General features: G+C 37.8%; 15 protein-coding genes. 2 read left to right on the top strand and 13 right to left on the bottom strand.

The features are described 5' to 3' along the window. Positions 1-39 precede the first annotated feature (39 nt). Positions 40-894, top strand: a complete 855-nt coding sequence (locus EK417_RS11080) for a GLPGLI family protein (RefSeq protein ID WP_136522190.1) — start codon at positions 40-42, stop codon at positions 892-894. A 63-nt stretch (positions 895-957) separates the two neighbouring features. On the opposite strand, the gene ypfJ is transcribed toward EK417_RS11080, so the two are convergent. The 13 genes from ypfJ to EK417_RS11015 form a co-directional block, all read right to left on the bottom strand. Beyond that, positions 958-1821, bottom strand: a complete 864-nt coding sequence (gene ypfJ, locus EK417_RS11075; RefSeq protein WP_136522189.1) for a KPN_02809 family neutral zinc metallopeptidase — start codon at positions 1819-1821, stop codon at positions 958-960. 65 nt (positions 1822-1886) lie between these two features. Further along, positions 1887-3965, bottom strand: coding sequence for an LTA synthase family protein (locus EK417_RS11070; RefSeq protein WP_136522194.1), 2079 nt, complete (start codon positions 3963-3965; stop codon positions 1887-1889). A 167-nt stretch (positions 3966-4132) separates the two neighbouring features. Beyond that, entirely contained in the window at positions 4133-4651 is a 519-nt protein-coding gene (ribH, locus tag EK417_RS11065; RefSeq protein ID WP_076596474.1) for a 6,7-dimethyl-8-ribityllumazine synthase, read from the bottom strand. A gap of 3 nt (positions 4652-4654) precedes the next feature. Next, the gene (locus EK417_RS11060; protein WP_076596473.1) at positions 4655-5362 is read right to left on the bottom strand and encodes a YfgM family protein; all 708 of its coding nucleotides are present in this window, start codon (positions 5360-5362) and stop codon (positions 4655-4657) included. A gap of 217 nt (positions 5363-5579) precedes the next feature. Further along, the gene (locus EK417_RS11055) at positions 5580-6116 is read right to left on the bottom strand and encodes an adenine phosphoribosyltransferase (RefSeq protein WP_110366575.1); all 537 of its coding nucleotides are present in this window, start codon (positions 6114-6116) and stop codon (positions 5580-5582) included. Between the two features lie 3 nt (positions 6117-6119). Continuing rightward, positions 6120-7319, bottom strand: coding sequence for an NTF2-like N-terminal transpeptidase (locus EK417_RS11050; protein WP_076596471.1), 1200 nt, complete (start codon positions 7317-7319; stop codon positions 6120-6122). Between the two features lie 116 nt (positions 7320-7435). Further along, positions 7436-8452 (bottom strand): hypothetical protein, encoded by a 1017-nt coding sequence (locus tag EK417_RS11045; protein ID WP_136522188.1) that lies wholly within the window; start codon positions 8450-8452, stop codon positions 7436-7438. A 126-nt stretch (positions 8453-8578) separates the two neighbouring features. Beyond that, a complete protein-coding gene (locus EK417_RS11040) occupies positions 8579-9910 on the bottom strand; it encodes a quinol:cytochrome C oxidoreductase (RefSeq protein ID WP_076596469.1) in 1332 nt (443 codons plus the stop codon). Between the two features lie 8 nt (positions 9911-9918). Continuing rightward, positions 9919-10608: a c-type cytochrome gene (locus EK417_RS11035; RefSeq protein ID WP_076596468.1), complete on the bottom strand. Its 690-nt coding sequence runs from the start codon at positions 10606-10608 to the stop codon at positions 9919-9921. A 1-nt stretch (position 10609) separates the two neighbouring features. After that, positions 10610-11131: a DUF3341 domain-containing protein gene (locus EK417_RS11030; protein WP_027371993.1), complete on the bottom strand. Its 522-nt coding sequence runs from the start codon at positions 11129-11131 to the stop codon at positions 10610-10612. Further along, complete coding sequence (gene nrfD / locus EK417_RS11025; protein ID WP_034691792.1) at positions 11118-12515, bottom strand: NrfD/PsrC family molybdoenzyme membrane anchor subunit; 1398 nt, start codon at positions 12513-12515, stop codon at positions 11118-11120. The genes EK417_RS11030 and nrfD overlap by 14 nt, the downstream gene beginning before the upstream one ends. Positions 12516-12540: 25 nt before the next feature. Then, positions 12541-15600, bottom strand: coding sequence for a TAT-variant-translocated molybdopterin oxidoreductase (locus EK417_RS11020; protein ID WP_136522187.1), 3060 nt, complete (start codon positions 15598-15600; stop codon positions 12541-12543). A gap of 23 nt (positions 15601-15623) precedes the next feature. After that, a complete protein-coding gene (locus EK417_RS11015) occupies positions 15624-16988 on the bottom strand; it encodes a c-type cytochrome (protein WP_076596466.1) in 1365 nt (454 codons plus the stop codon). Between the two features lie 184 nt (positions 16989-17172). Between EK417_RS11015 and EK417_RS11010 the strand changes: the two genes are divergently transcribed. Then, positions 17173-17730, top strand: coding sequence for a sporulation protein (locus tag EK417_RS11010; RefSeq protein ID WP_076596465.1), 558 nt, complete (start codon positions 17173-17175; stop codon positions 17728-17730). Positions 17731-17766: the final 36 nt, after the last annotated feature.

The raw sequence follows: 17766 nt of genomic DNA, 5'->3' as shown, positions 1-17766 counted from the left end.
ACAGTTCTCTTTTTAAATTCAAAAAAATAAAAAATATAAATGAAAAAATTAGGTATTATCGCGTTGGCACTCTTCATACAGAATGTTTCTGCACAGACAAACAGGTTTGTGTATCAGGTCACTATGAAGCCAGATGCGGAAAATAAAACAGATATCAAAACGGAAAATGCTTATCTGGATATTTCTCCGGAAAAATCAGTGTTTTATTCTGAAAACAGAATCAAAAGAGACTCTATCATGCAAAAGGCATTTCAGGGCGGAGGCGGAAGAGCAAGCATCAACAGAGACCAGATGGAAAGTCTTAGAACCAATATCAGCTATTCCATTGAAAAAGATAAAACAAATCAAAAGACCTATTTTAAAGACAGAATCGGACGTGATATTTACTCCTACGAAGAAGATCGGCCTTTGAACTGGAAAATAGAGTCAGAGACAAGGAAAATAGGTGACTATAAAGTTCAGAAAGCAGAAACCGATTTTGGAGGAAGAAAATGGACGGCATGGTTTACCACAGATCTTCCTTATCAGGATGGACCTTATAAGTTCGGAGGACTTCCAGGACTTATTGTAAAAGTAGAGGATGACAAAGGAGATTACTCTTTCGATTTAATGAAAAATTATAAAATTGCAGAATTTCCAACTTTGAATCAGTTTGGAAATACGCTAAAGGTAAAAAGAACAGATTATGTAAAGCAGCAGCAAAAGTTTAAAACTGATCCCATGTCATTCATGAGTCTGAGTGCAGGAGGTATCAGTGCTCCGATGAGAATAGGCGGAGGAGGAAGAGGCCCTGGAGGCGGTGGCGGAAATCAGAATCCTGCTGATATGAGAAAAAGAATGGAAGAAAGGGTGAAAGAAGAAGCCAGAAAAAATTCTAATCCCATCGAATTGTAATAAAAAATGCGGTCTCACATGAGACCACATTTTTGTTTTATATAATCAATAAATCTGATAAAATTATTTCAATAATTGGTTGAAAGTATCTCCCTGCCTGATATCTCCGGTGTTGTAGCCTTTCATGAACCATTCTTTACGCTGAGCTGAAGATCCATGGGTAAAGCTTTCCTGATTTACATATCCCTGTGCTCTTTTCTGAATATTATCATCGCCCACTGCTTCTGCGGCATCTATGGCAGATTCAATATCTCCCGGTTCAAGAATGTGTTTGCTGTCATTGGTTCTTTTTGCCCATACTCCGGCATAGAAATCAGCCTGTAATTCTGTAGCAACGGATACTCTGTTCATCTGTTCTTCGGAATATCTTCCGCTTCTTCTTAACGCATCTACTTTCTGAGTAGTTCCCAGAAGCGTCTGAACATGGTGTCCTACTTCATGCGCAAGAACATAAGCCACCGTAAATTCCGTTACTTTAGCTCCGAATTTTTGCTGAAGCTCACCGAAGAAACTCATATCCATATAAACTTTCTGATCGGCAGGGCAATAGAATGGTCCCATAGCAGATTGAGCAGTACCACATGCTGAAGAAGTTGTATTTTCGAAAAGAACTACCTGAGGAGCACTGTAAGTCATTCCATTTTCTTTAAAAATCTGATCCCAGGTAAGAATATTCCATTTGGCCATCATATCAACCATTTCTCCAACTTGTTTTTCGCTGGCTGTAAGTTCTCTTTGTTCTCCAGAGTTTCCTGAAGGCTGCATGCTGCCGGAATTCAAAATACCGGACGGATCACCTCCCAAAAAGAATACGATGGCTGCTATAATTAAAGTTCCTAGTCCGCCTCCAACAATCATACCGCCTCCTCCGCCTCCTGAACCACGGCGGTCATCAACGTTTCCGCCTCTGTCGTCTGTCCATTTCATACTAATAAATTTATGGGTTAATTTAAATATTTTACGCCAGATTATAAGCGAAAATACCTAGATATTTATCTGTTGAGTTGTTTTGTCTTTAGCCAGTAAGAGGTAGACTGATAAGCTGATATCGCATCATCTACCAGTTTCTGATCTGGATTTTTTAATAATTTCTCGTCGTAGTACAGTTTAAACTCCGGTTTCAGATCACTTTTTTCCAGTTCTAAAGAATATTGTTTTACCTTTTTTACCGGCGAAATAATGGTCAAACGTTCCCCTTTGATAAATCCAAGATCCTGATAGGTTGCCACATAAGCTTTAGGCTGGAATTCGGGTTTGAATACATCCTGGCCCAGGAATTTAGACTGATAGCTGAAGTTTAATAGCCCCAAAACGGTAGGCATTACGTCTATCTGAGACATCAAGGCATTGAATTTCTGAGGCTGAATAAATCCTTCAGAAAATACCATGACAGGAATTCTGTATTTATCCATAGGAAGTTCTGTTTTTCCGGCACTGGATGCACAGTGGTCTGCAATGATGACAAAAACTGTGTTTTTATACCAGTCTTGTTTCTTAGCCATATCGAAGAACAATTTAAGCGAGTAATCAGTATATTTTACACCGCCTTCACGGGATTTTGCTGTTCCGGGAATATCAATTCTTCCGTCAGGATAAGTAAACGGTCTGTGATTGGAAACCGTCATCCAGTGATTAAAAAATGGTTTTCCGGATTTTGCTTCAGCATTCATCACCTGAATAGCTTTTCTGGCCATATCTTCATCAGCAACACCCCAAACATTGGCAAAAGTGATTTCTTCTGGTTTAAAATTATTTCTGTCTACAATACCATAGCCGTTTCCTCCAAAGAAGTCCTGCATATTATCGAAATAGCTGTATCCACCATATAAAAATTTGACATCATATCCTTTAGACTTGAAAACACTCCCGGTGGTGAACTTATTCTTATTATCATCTCTCTTGATGATACTTTCTCCTGCTGTAGGAGGAATACATAATGTCAAAGCTTCCAGTCCGCGTACAGTTCTGTTTCCGGTTGCATAAAGATTGGTAAACATCAGTGATTTATCAGCAAGGCTATCCAGAAAAGGAGTAATTTTTTGGGTATTACCATAGTGTTCCATGAAATCTGCAGAAAGACTTTCAATGGAGATCAATACTACGTTTTTCTTTACTTCAGGCTGTGCAGCAACAACAGTCCTTGATAAAGTCTGTTGTGGATACTGGCTTAAGAAATTCTTTTCAGCCTGCTGCTGGTTAATCTGAGAGTAAAACTGGAAATAATCCAGCTCATTATGGGTAAATGCCCAGTAGAACTTGGGAAGTCCGTTGGCTTCAATTTCGTCTGCAAAAACATTGTCGGATCTGATTTGCATCAAAGAAGGTATTGCCAGTGCACTCAACGCACAAAGTACCATATAACTGCCCAGCAGCACCATTTTTTGTTTAAAATCAGGAAGTTCCAGCAGTTCATTTTTTGTTTTCTTATAAATAAACCAGGTGATGGCAAGGGTAACGATCATAATGGCTGAAAACAGCGGAATAACCGGATAACTTTCCATAATATTCCCAATCACCTCATTCGTATAAATAAGATAATCTACTGCAATAAAATTATAACGTACTCCAAATTCATTATAGAAGAAATATTCACTTACTCCGTTGAAAATGATCAGCAGAACATATAATAGTAATGTGATGAAATATAGGGTGTTACGGATTTTAATTCTTTGTGTAGGAAGAAACAGCATCAATCCGAAGAAAAGCGTCTTTATTCCTACAAAAACAAGAGCGATCTCCATAACAGAACCTCCATACTGCTTGAAAATATTATTCGGAACAAGCCAGATATAAAGGAAGAATAGAACCAGCGCCCCCAGAATAGTATAACCGTAAGGCTTTTTATATTTTGAATCCGAAAGAAAGAGGAAGTAAAGGGCAAGAATAGAGCTGGCCAATATGAAGACGAAAACGTCATTCACCAGACCTATCAGCAAAACTTTTACAACTTCGAAAAATCCGAAACTAGCGGTAGTAATTGGATGAAAAAAGAATACTGCTCTTATTATCAAAGAAATAATAAGATAAAAAATTCCTAAATACAGGAAGGGTTTTATTTTTTTTAAAAACATGTCTTGACCGTCTTTATTAATTTTCACAAAGATAGTTTTTGTAGAGAACTTTTGACTGAAAAAAAGAAAAACATCCTTGTTATTAGTAAGATTTTAGAATTATTTATCTACTAATAAAAAAGGACTATTAAAAAATAGTCCATTATATTGTCAAAGTGGATAAGCAGTTAAGAGTGTCCAAAACCGATATTTCCTTTTTTATCAGATAATTTTTTTTTGAAATCAATCATTCTTAGCGCTGTAACGGCTGCTTCTACGCCTTTGTTTCCAAGATCACCGCCGCTTCTTGCGACAGATTGTTCTTTGGTGTCATCAGTTAATACACAGAAGATTGTGGGAGTATCAGTCATGATGTTACAGTCTTTGATTCCCTGTGCTACTGCAGAACATACATAGTCGAAGTGTGGTGTTTCCCCCCGGATTACACATCCGATAGAGATTACTGCATCATATTTTCTCTCTTTGCAAAGCTGCATGCTTGCATAGCTTAATTCAAAAGCTCCTGGTACAGGGAAAAGTTTGATGTTTTCTGTTTTTACTCCTTCTTTTTCAAGGATTTCCAAAGCTGCATCACGAAGATTGTACGTTACAAAATCATTCCACTCAGAAAAAACAATGCCGATAGAAAAATCTTCGGCATTAGTTATATGAAGTGGCTTGTAATCGGAAAGATTAACTGTTGCCATTTTTTAATAATATTTAGTCATTTCGATATAAGAATCAGACATTCCGTTGTCGTAGTCCTGATATTTCTCATCAATTGCAGAGAAGTATTTTTTAGCTTCTGCATTTTTCTTTAATCCTAAAGCAAGAATACCTGCTTTTCTTGTAAAATAATAAGTTGTATAAGGATCATCAGATGCTGATGCGGCCTGGTCTAATAAAGATAGAGCTTCGTCGTTTTTGTTAAGACCTGATTTTGCATCAGCCATAGCTCCATATTTCATTGCCATCAGAGTTTTGTTTTTGGAAGAAAATTTATCCAAAAGATCATATGCTTCCTGAAATTTTCCTTCTTTGAATTTTAATAAACCGGCATTGTAAGCAGAAAGTTTACCAATTTCAGTAGAAGAATACTCGTTGGCTGTTCCTATAAAGCCAGGATTAGCAGCAGACTTTCCACCTAAAGCATCTTTATCTTTACCTTCTGTAAGATTTTTTTGAGCAGCAAGGAAACTTTTTACAGCTTCAGTGTTCTTTGGAGCAATCACAAATTGCTTATAAGCAAAGAATCCTAAAACTCCCAAAATCAATGCTCCGAATATTAAACCCAGTGGTTTTGAATATTTTTCAACAAATCTTTCAGTGTTTAAAGCTTCTCTGTCAAGGTCTTTAAAGAACTCAACCGTTTCTTTACCTTCTTGCTCATGCTGAGCACTCTTTCCCAATTTTGCCATAAGTTTTTAAAAATTGAAATGCAAATTTAATTGTTTCTGAGAGATTTACAAAATACTTTGTTTATATTGTTGATTTTATTTAAACAAATAATGTAAATTCTTATAAAAAACGCTTCGACTCCGCTCAGCATGACACTTTTAATATTCCCTGGTTTAATCTCACAGTAAATGATTAGCGTTGTCATGCTGAGCGGAGTCGAAGCATATATATTGAATCTTAATACCCTAAAATATGGTAAATTTCTGCACCGAATCTTTTCAGTTTTTCGTCACCATTCAAACCTTGCAAACCGATAAGAAAACTAAACTGTGAGACAATTGCTCCCTGCTTTTCTATCAATTTTGCTGCTGCTTCAGTAGTTCCTCCCGTTGCTAAGAGATCATCATGGATTAAAATTCTTTGTCCGGGTTTTATCTGTCCTTCACGGGTTTCAATTATGGCACTTCCATATTCCAGATCATATTTTTCTGAAATGACAGGCGGAGGAAGCTTTCCGGCTTTTCTGATTAAGACGAAAGGTACTTCCAATGCTACAGCAATTGCGATCCCAAAAAGGTAACCGCGGCTTTCTATTCCGCAGACTGCATCTATTTTCCCTTTACTGAAAGCAGCAAGATCTGCAATAACATCTTCATAAAGTTTTGGGTTTAGAAAGATGGGTGAAATATCCTTAAACTGTATTCCCGGGATCGGAAAATCGGGGATATTTTCAATTGTTTCTTCTAATCTTTTGATCAGTTCTGCTGAAGCCATTTATTAATTGATTTTATAGCTGGAAATTTTCCAGTCTCCATTTACATTTTTAAGTCCGAAAGTTACTTTTAAAGAAGTTGTCTTCCCGCTTTTATCCGTTACATCATAAGTAGCATTTACGCTGGCACTATTAGCATTAGCTCCACTTGTTGTAATGTTTTTTACACTTACATTTTTTACAGATCCAAAACCTGAAGTAGGATTTGAGAAAGATTCATAGCTTCCCCAGCTTGGATTGCTGGCTGTTTCGTATGCGGCTTTTAAATTCTGAGAACTTACACTGTTCAGGAACTTGCTTACAGTATTCTTAGGATCTGCAGTAGGCTGTTTGGGTGCAGCTGGTGTTGCAGGAGTAGCTGTTGCAGGATCTGTAGTTGTTCCGGAAGGTGCTGTAGGATTGTTTGGATCCACCACTGCGCTTGGCTGTTCTGTTACCGCTGTAGAATCCGTTTTTGGAATGGCCGGAACTTTCAGAGCTGCTGCATTCACATCAAGTCCGATTTTTGACATTTTGAAAGTTTTTGCCGTAGTTTTTACGGAAACTGTGATGTCAATTTTATTATCTACCACTTTTGAAGCAGGAATAGATGAAAACTTTAAATTGAATCCTTTAAAGTTATTATCCTGCATCAGGTTTTTAGCTGTAGCCAATCTTACACCATTGCTGAAGACTTCAAGAGTGGCTTCAAGGCCGGCTCCTGTGAAAGATACCGGATTTCCGGCTGCATCTACAAGTCTTGGAACAATCTGAATGGCCGTAGGCGCTCCAGTTCCGTCATCTCCTGTAGGTCTTGTCACAAGGCTTAATGATCCTGCTTTTACATCATTAGGATCGCTTTCTTTAGCTTTATCATCCCCGAAGATATTCATTTCTCCCAGTGATGGCGGGGCAGTACTGGCCCATTCTATTCCGTTTTTCTGTGCAACTTCGTCAGCCAAAGACATGATTTCAGGAACTTTCTTCCCATTAATCAGTTTTCCAAGGGCTTTTAGCTCATTGATATCACCATCTGCCTCTACTCCAAATGTTTTAAGGATATAAAGAGCTTCATTAAACTTAATCTGCTTAATGGTAGGTAAACTGGAAGTCATATCATTGATACTTGACTGCAGCGTTTTAGTATTCGTAGCATCTACATGATCTTTCTTACATGCTGTAAAAAGCAACAGACTGAAAACAAGTAGAAAAGAAAACTTTTTCATTTTTATTTGGTTTGTTGCAAATTTAATAAAACCTTTATTAATACTGGATTTTATTTTCACTTTATGTTTTATGGCTTGTTTTATTTCTTGATCACGGAAGTCATAATCCTATATTTTTACTTTTTGTTGGGTTGTTCTTTTAAGTCTCCTTTGAAAAAATTACTGAAGATGGTCTGCATATTGGGGAATGAAGAATCCTTCCAGTAAGATGTCTGATAACTGCTGTTATCTTTATTGAATTTTACCTTTTCAATATCGTTGTCATTATTGAAGCTGAGTTCCGTAGGATAGAAATTAGTGTAAAGTGCAATCTGATTGTATTCGGGTTCGCTTTTATGTTTTAGTTTAACAAAAACAAGTTCATTGTATTCCTGGAAATCTTTCAGCGTCTTTTCTGATCCCTTTTCAAAGGACATATTCAAAATGGTTCTGATATCATAAAATTTATATCCGAAAAATGAAAACTCTTTTTCCTGAAGTGCTCCGCCGGTTACCTCAATCTGATCCTTATGATCGCTTTTCAATTCTCTGATGGTATTTCTTTTTGTTTTATATTCTTCCGGATTTCCCACATTTTTTAGTTTGGGAATCTGTAGAGAATTTCCATAATCCCATGATGAAGTTTCTTTCTTCTCGTTTTTAGAGTCCGTTAGTCTGAAAACTCTGTACTGTTCCACATTGGTACTTTTCAGTTTTTTTGTTTTATTGTCAAAGATGTAGGTTACAATTCCATCGGCATAGCTGTTAAGCTTATTATTTACCGTTACATAAGCATTAAAATTTCCTTTGATAAAAATATACCTGGCAGGCTTATTATTTTTGATGACTATGGTTTCAATCTCTTTTACCTGATCATTGATTTTTATAACGGATTGATCAAAGTCTGAGTAAGATAAAGTGGCAACCGGAAAATTATTGTAGACAAGCTGAAACTTTTCCTGAGAAGACGAGAGTAACTGTTTGTCAATCTTACCTTCAATATCAGAATACGCTACAATGGTTCCATCTTTCCCAAACACTGAAACTCTGGGAAGGGGAGTATTACTTTTTTCAGAAACAAAAGTGATTGTCTGAGCAGAAATAAAACTATATAAAAAAAGGAAGAATGAGTAAATGAAAAGTTTTGTTTTCATAGTAATGTGTTGTTAAGTTTTTGATCCCATCATAGAGGTGCATAAATATCTGTTGTTTTGTATGCATAAAAAAAGACTGATCGTTTTAACAATCAGTCTTTTATCATTTTATTTTGTTACAAGTCCTTAGAAAGGATACTCATAAATTTCAGATTCGTGTAAGAATGGGTTTCCTGTAGGGATCAACTTCAGTTTAGATAAAGCTGAAAGTACAGTAAACATAAATAATCCGGCTACGAATAAGATGGCTCCAAGGATTAACAGGAATACTTCAGGAGTGTTCCAGTATGGTCCTACCGTTCCCGGCATTACCATGTTGAAGTAATCTAAGATGTGTCCTAAGATCACCACTACTGCCATTGTAGTAACTACTTTGTAGTTTCTCTTGATGCTGCTGCTTACTAATACCAATAGTGGTAATAAGAAGTTGATGATCAACATCGGTAAGAAAGTAGGAGAGTAGTGCTGGAATCTACCGAAGAAGTAGTTAACCTCTTCCGGAACGTTGGCATACCAGTAAAGCATGAACTGAGCGAACCATGTATATGTCCAAAGCATACTTGTAGCGAAAAGGAATACTCCTAAATCGTGTAAGTGGTTGTCATTGAACTGTGGTAAGAAACCATTTTTCTTAAGATAAACACTTAATAGAATGATTACAGCGATACCACTTGAAAGGCAGCTAACCATTGAATACCAGATATACATTGTAGAATACCAGTGAGGGTCAATAGACATCAACCAGTCCCAAGCCCAAGCTGCAGAAGCAAATCCGAAGAATGCAATATATCCTACTGCCCATCTGTAAAGCATTTGATACTCTACTTTAGACTTCGTTTCATCTACTTTTTTAGACTGAGCTTTTAATTTCCAAGCGAAGAAAGAAGCACCAATCACATAGATTAAAGTTCTTACTGCATAGAAAGGAATATTTAAGAATTTTTTCTTCTCGAATAAGATCACATCAAAGTGTGGATTTTCAGGATCTGTTAAAGCAGGGTCCATCCAGTGGAATAAGTGACCATTATGAGTGATGTTTAAGATCATCAGGATTACCAGGATTGCACCACCATAAGGAATATAAGAAGCAATAGCTTCCATTACTCTTGTAATGATGATTGGCCATCCTGCGTGTGCAGCGTGCTGAATAGAATAGAAGAATAATACGCAGCAGCTTACTCCAAAGAAAAATACAGCTACAAAATGTATTGCTGCTAAAGGCTGGTTGTGTACCTGCATGGTAGCATGCTCAAGGTGAGCCGCGTGATCCTGAGGTCCAACCATTTCACTTGAGTGTGTAGGAGCGGTATGACCGGAAGCATGAACAGCTTCCATCATTTGTTCTATTTTCTCAGTAGAAATTCCTTTGTTCAAAAAGAAACCAATACCGAAAAGAACTAAACCTACAACAAGAAGTATTATAGAAGTTGATTTTAATTTTGGTGAAAAACTATACATTTCTTTTCTTATTTTTTAGTTTCGGTAGTCGTTTCAGTTGTTGCTGGTGCCGCCGCTGTAGCTGCTGCCGGTGCTGCTGCTCCTTTTTTGAAAGCACTCATCACATACATTGCTACTCTCCATCTGTCTCCTGCGTTCAATTGTCCAGCATAAGATCCCATGGAATTTCTACCGTTTGTTAATACATAATGAACAGATCCTACAGTAATTTCTCTGTCAGCATAGTTAGGTACCCCGGAGAATGCCCCACTTTGAACGATAGGTCCTTGTCCATCACCTCCTGTTCCATGGCATGCAGCACAAGTATGATCAAACAATATTTTTCCTCTTTCAAGATCTTTCGCTGCGTTAGCCGGATTCAAAGGAGATACTGTAAGTTTTTTAGATGCTTCATACCCTGCATTGTACTCATCAACATTTTTAGGTAATAAGCTTTCTTCAAAAACTCCATCTTTATTTTGAGCAACTGATCCTTCTACCGGAGAAAGACCTGTTGCACCATTATTTTTAACAAAAGCAGGAATTTCATTTTCATGATCTGAATAAGCATCCTGAGCTTTCATCAACGGATCATAAGCTACCGGAAAATACATGTCCGGGAAATATACCAGCGGAGTGTTCTCCTTTGGTCCGCAAGAGTTAAGTAAAACTGTTGTTAAACCTAAAACCGCTGTAATTTTTAATACATTCTTTTTCATTTTAAGCGTCTTTAACAGTTATTTCTTCAACTCCAGTTTCAATAAGCAACTGTTTTACAGATTCTACATCTTCAGTTACGAATTCCATCATGAATTTATCATCAGTAGTTCTCGGGTCCGGGTTCTGAGCTGGAGCTCCTGGATACATTTTGTTTCTAACCAGGAAAGTTAAAGACATCATGTGAGCTGCACAGAATACCATTAATTCGAACATTGGAACTACAAATGCAGGCATGTTGTGTCCCCAGTCAAAAGCGGGTTTACCACCGATATTCTGAGGCCAGTCGTGATTCATCACATACCATGTAAGAGTAGCACCGATAGTTACACCATAACAAGCATAGATGAAAGCGGCATCAGAAATTCTGGTTTTCTTTAAACCTAAAGCTTTGTCTAGTCCGTGAACCGGAAACGGAGTATAAACTTCGTTAATTGCGATTCCTTTATCGTTGAATGCTTTAACGCCGTTCATTAAGTCGTCGTCGTCAGCATAAAGTCCGTATACAATTTTAGTGGTGCTCATCTCCTTCTTTTGCTTTATAAGTTTCACCTGAGATTTTCAAAATCGATTTTAATTCAGCCTGTGCAATTACAGGGAATGTTCTTGCATATAATAAGAATAATACAGAGAAGAATCCGATTGTTCCTAAGTATACACCCACATCAATGATCGTTGGCTTAAACATAGTCCATGATCCTGGTAAGTAGTCTCTTGAAAGGTTGATAACGATGATATCAAAACGCTCAAACCACATACCGATGTTGATGATTAATGCAACGATGAATGTCCAGATAATGTTCGTTCTAAGTCTCTTGAACCAGAAAGAAGCCGGGATAACAAGGTTACAGATGATCAATGACCAGAATGCCCACCAGTAAGGTCCTACAGCAGCACCTGGAGAAAGGTATGTGAAATCTTCAAATCTTGAACCTGAGTACCATCCGATGAAATATTCAGTTGCGTAAGCTACAGTTACCATACCACCAGTTAAGATGATTACGATGTTCATAATTTCGATATGATACATTGTAATATACTCTTCCAAGTGACACACTTTTCTTGCTACCAACAATAGGGTCTGTACCATTGCAAATCCTGAGAAGATTGCACCGGCAACGAAGTAAGGAGGATAGATTGTTGAGTGCCATCCTTTAATTACCGAAGTGGCGAAGTCAAATGATACGGTTGTGTGTACTGAGAATACAAGTGGAGTTGCCAAACCTGCAAGAACCAAAGAAAGTTCTTCGAATCTTTGCCAGTGTTTTGCTTTACCACCCCAACCGAATGCAAGGAATGTATAAATTTTCTTAGTCCAAGGAGTTTTAGCTCTATCTCTGATCATTGCAAAGTCAGGGATTAGTCCCATGAACCAGAATACAGTTGATACTGAGAAATACGTAGAGATCGCAAATACGTCCCAAAGTAGAGGAGAGTTGAAGTTCCCCCAAAGAGAACCGAATTGGTTTGGTAAAGGGAATACCCAGTATCCAACCCAAACTCTACCCATGTGGATTACAGGGAAGATTGCTGCCTGTACAACCGCAAAGATCGTCATTGCCTCTGCAGATCTGTTTACAGACATTCTCCATCTCTGTCTAAATAATAATAATACTGCGGAGATTAGGGTCCCGGCGTGACCGATACCTACCCACCATACGAAGTTGGTAATATCCCAACCCCAGTTAATAGTTCTGTTAAGCCCCCATGCTCCAATACCTGTCCCGATAGTGTAAGCGATACAGCCGAATCCATAGAGGAATAGAACTAGTGCAGCATATAATGAGATCCACCATAATTTACCTGCTCTTTCTTCGATAGGTCGTGCGATATCTTCTGTAATATCGTGATAAGTTTTGTGACCAATAATTAGAGGTTCCCTTATCGGAGCTTCGTAATGTCCTGACATTTTTTACCTATTTATTATTTAAACTTTATTTTTCTACTCTGTTTCTTACTTTAGTATGATAGAACACGTTTGGTTTTGTTCCGATCTCCTCTAGTAAATAATATCTTCTGTTAGATGCATACTGCTCTCTGATTGAAGAATCTTTATCATTCATGTCTCCAAATGTCATTGCACCAGTAGAACAAGCTTTAGAACAAGCAGTCTGGAATTCTCCATCCTTCACTCTTCTTCCTTCTTTCTTAGCCTCAAGAATAGTATTCTGAGTCATTTGGATACACATTGAACATTTCTCCATTACCCCTCTAGTTCTTACAACTACGTCAGGGTTAAGTACCATTCTTCCTAAATCATTGTTCATGTTGAAATCGAACTTGTCATTTAGGTTATACGTAAACCAGTTGAAACGTCTTACTTTGTACGGACAGTTGTTTGCACAATATCTGGTACCGATACATCTGTTGTAAGCCATATGGTTTTGACCTTGCTTACCGTGTGAAGTAGCCGCTACCGGACATACAGTTTCACATGGAGCGTGGTTACAGTGCTGACACATTACCGGTTGGAAGATTACATCCGGGTTGTCTGCAGGGTGGTTTAATGCACCTCCGTCTCCGAAAGCAGTACCGTACAATTCTGGTACAGCCATTCCTTCTTTCAGTCCTTCGTAAACTTCAACTTTCTGTCTTGAAGAGTAGTAACGGTCAATTCTTAACCAGTACATATCTCTGGACATTCTTACTTCTTCTTTACCTACTACAGGAACGTTGTTTTCTGCCTGACAAGCAATAATACATGCTCCACAACCCGTACAAGAGTTTAAGTCAATAGATAAATTAAAGTGAGGACCATCCGTATCATCAAAAGCATCCCAAAGGTCGATTTTTCTCGCCGGAAGTGCTCCGCTGATCGTGTGGTATTCCAAAGGCTTGTTCCATCCTTTGTGCTCATCATCGAAAGCTACGTTGATGAAATCTGCCAAAGGAACTTCCTTCGCGATTTCATAACGACCCATCAATGTATTTTGAAGCTGGATACCTGCGAATTCGTGATCTTCTCCTGTTTTTTCGATTTTTACCCCTGAAAGAACAAGGTTAGAACCGTCAAATAAAGGATAAGCATTTACACCAGTATCTGCAGTTGCTCCTGAGTTTTTCTTACCATAACCAAGTGCGAGACCTACAGATCCTTCAGCCTGTCCTGGCTGTACGAATACAGGAACATCTTTTATCGTAACTCCGTTTACAGTAAGGTTTACAATAGAACCATCTAACTGCATTCTCGCATTAAGATCGTTATCAATTGCAAATTTCTCTGCATCTTTAGGAGAAATTGTAAGGTAGTTATCCCAAGACATTCTTGTGATCGGGTCAGGTAATTCTTGTAACCAAGGGTTGTTTGCCTGAGTACCGTCTCCCATTGAAGTCTTAGTGTATAATACTAATTCTAATTCAGAAGCTTTAAAGTTTCCTAGTTCCGCAACAGCCTGAGCAGCGTTTCCACCTGCATAAGATAAAGTAGTAGCGTTTGTGGAAGCGTTGATACCGTTATACAATGCTTTGTTGAAAGAAGTACCACCTAAAAGAGAAGCTGAGCTTGCCTTTAAATAATCGTAGTAGTTGTTTGCTGCATTGTTTTTTCCATTCTTCCATACCAATAGAGATTCTTCAATCTGTCTTGATTTGTAGATCTTCTGGATGGTAGGCTGCATTAATGAATATACTCCTGTCTGTGGTTCGATATCTCCCCAAGACTCCAGCCAGTTAGCAACCGGGATTACAGCTTTCGCTGCTTTGTACATTTCATTTTTCTTATCTGCTACTGCAATTACGTAAGGAACTTTTGATAAAGATTTTTTGAAATCTTCTCCTTTTGGATGAGAGTAGATAGGGTCTACGTTGTTGGTAACCAATACACCAACTTGTCCAGCATTTACCCATCCCAGGAACTCCTGATATCTTGCACCGTCGAATTCTTTAAGGAAGTTTGCTTTACCTGTGAAAGCTACTGAACCTAATTTTTGGTTGATTAAGTGTGCTAAAACCTGTGCTCCTTTGGAACCGTCAGCAAAAACAACAGCTTTGCTTCCTTTTGCTTTCAATTCGTTTGCAATTTCGGTTGCCGTCTTATCAGAAGTACCACCACCTACAATTGCATTGTAAACTTCAACTAAAGTTTTGTTTACAGCACTTGGTTTTAATCTGTATCTTGAATCAGCATTGGCACCCGTTAATGACATGTTAGATTCCACCTGAATGTGTCTCAACATGTTTGGTCCTGGCTTTCTTGCTGCTGCATAAGATGTTTCTAAGCTTGAAGCGTTATAATCTCCTAAGAAATCAGCCTGGAAAGAAACTACCAGTTCAGAACCTTTAAGGTCGTAAACAGGTAATGCTCTTTGTCCGAATACTTCCTGAGCCGCATCTAATCCTGCAGCGTAAGGGAAAGCATCATAAGTTACTAATTCAGCTGTAGGATATTTAGCTTTGAATTCAGCGAATAACTTTTTGAAAGTTGGTGAAGCAAAAGAGTGTGATAAAAGCACAATTTTTTTGCCAGACGCTTTAGCTTCTTCCAACCCTTTAATAACGAAACTGTCTACTTTATCGAAAGTTTCATCTTTACCGTCTAGTTTAGGCTGCTTTACTTTATCATTATCATAAAGAGAAAGAACACTTGCCTGAGCTCTTGCGTTAGTTTTACCTAAATCACCACCCGCCGGATTGGGTTCAATTTTGATAGGTCTACCTTCACGGGTTTTTACTAAAACACTAGCAAAGTCGAAACCATCAAAATAAGTTGAAGCGTAATAATTAGGGATTCCCGGAATAATATCATGCGGCTTTACCACATAAGGAATCGTTTTAATTACCGGAGCTTCGCAGGCAGCTAATGTTACTGCTGCTGTAGAGAAACCTAGTAATTTAAGGAAATCTCTTCTTGAAGTACTAGATCCGTTTTTCTCAGCATCTCCAAGGAAATCTTCTACCGGAATTTCTTCCTGAAACTCTTTCTGAGCCAGCTTATTATTCAAAGCTGGATCTTTAAGTTCATGAATACTTCTGAATTGTATTTTGTTTGAAGCCATTTATACTTCTAATTTTTTAGTTATTAATAATGACATTTACCACACTCAAGACCTCCAATTGCATCTACAGTGATCTTACCTCCATCTTGTGGATATTGTTTTTTCAACTTGTCATGTAGATTTTTGAAGTACTCTTTATTATAACCGTTGTTCATATCAACTTCAGTCGTTCTGTGGCACTCGATACACCATCCCATAGTAAAGTCGTTTGCCATCTGAACAACATTCATTGTATCAATTTTACCGTGACAAGCTTTACATACAACATCGATTTTGTTGTTAGGGTTCTTTTTGTTGAAAGAATTGATGATCGCCTGTTCTCCAGCAATTACGTGCTGAGAGTGGTTGAAGTAAACGAAGTCTGGCATGTTGTGGATTCTTGTCCATTCAACCGGTTGTGTTTTTCCTGTGTACTGTTGTTTTGCAGGATCCCAGCCTGTTGCTGCGTAGATCTTCTGGATTTCTCCGTCATAGAATGCCTTATCTTTTCCTGGCTCCATGTAGTGATCTGCGTTGTATTCAGAAATTGTTCTGTGACAGTTCATACAAACGTTCATAGAAGGAATTTCAGATACTTTTCCGTATTTGGCACTGGAGTGACATAACTGACAGTCAATTTTCTGTTCTCCGGCGTGAATTTTGTGAGAGAAATAGATAGGCTGCTCAGGTTTGTAACCTTTGTAAACCCCAATCCACATTAACCAGTTCCATACTCCGTAAGCAGCTAAAATAGCAAGAATTGCTAATAACCCTTTGCCAATGAAGTGGAACTTCTCATACATTTCACTGAAAGAGCGCACTCTTGTTTCATTAAGCCCGGCTAAATCTTCAGACTGACCTAATTTTACCAGTTGTCTTAGTTTAGCCAAGATCCAAACCAGTAAACCTGCGATTGCTAAAAGCGAAATGATGACAACGTTTGTAGTAGTTTTGTCTGCAGGAGCTGCAGCAGTAGAGCCAGCATCAGCTGTTGCTTTCGCATCATCTTTCTTTGGTTCCGGCTCTGGCGGATTAGTAGTGAAAGCTAAAATGTCGTCAATATCCTTATCTGTAAGATTAGGAAACTGCTGCATTTCAGTCTTGTTAAACTTCTCAAAAATCTCATTGGCGTATTTATCCCCGGAAGCTCTCAGAGCTTTGTTGTCTTTGATCCACTTGTAAAGCCAATCTTTGCCTACACCACCTTCTGTCTTTACACGTTCTACAACCCCTTTTAATGGTGGTCCTACAACCTGTTTGTCCAGCGCGTGACATGCAGTACAATTCGCTTTGAAAAGTTTCTCTCCGTTTTTAGGATCGCCGTCTTGCCCGTAAAATGAAGCACTGGTTGATAGCAATAAGCCTATTGCGATCAACGTTTTTTTATAATGCTTTCTCCAACTAATCATTTAAATTATCTTATGTTAGTAAATTATTGAACATTCAATCAATTCCGCAAAAATAATATTTTTAACAGGAATTTAACGGTATATCGAAAAGGGAAAATATCATTTACGTTTAATTTGTATTGATTCTAAATAACCAGTTTGGTATAGTTTTTTAATTTGTATAAATTTGCGGAAACAAGTTTAAATGAGAAATCTAATCAAAATATTTTCGATATTATCATTATTTGGATTTTATAATATTGAAGCACAGCAAGTTGTTAAAAAGGACACCCTGTCAGGAACAGAGCTTGTTATGACAATGGATTCCAAAATAAATGCTGCTTTGGAAGGAATTGAAGGGAAGTGTGCTAAAGTGACTCCAACAAATTCTTCTAAAGATTTTAGTAATAATGATACTGGAATTTCTACAGGAATCAATACAAAACCACCTAAGATCTTTGTGCCGAGCAGAGAGCTTACGAATGCTGAAATCTGTAGGAAAAATCCTAGAATTTTAGGGTTTAAAATCCAGATTACAACAGTGAAAAGTAATGAAGAAGCTAATGAGGTGAAGTCTTATTTCAGAAAAAGATTTCCTAATCTGAAAGTGGAAACAGATGCATCTTTAAGACCTAATTATAAAATTTTAGCCGGAAGTTATTTTACAAAACAAAGTGCTGCCAGCGATCTTTCCAAAATCAGAGAATACTTTAAATCGGCAGTTGCTGTGCAGTATAGAATTTTCTGTGCCGAGGCAAAATAGGAAGAACTTATTTCAACATAAAAAACATAAAGCTGA

It is taken from the genome of Chryseobacterium candidae (genome assembly GCF_004916905.1).
GTDB classification, from domain to species: domain Bacteria; phylum Bacteroidota; class Bacteroidia; order Flavobacteriales; family Weeksellaceae; genus Chryseobacterium; species Chryseobacterium candidae.
The sequence above is the reverse complement of the archived record's forward strand: the minus strand, read 5'-3'. Positions and strand labels throughout refer to the sequence as shown.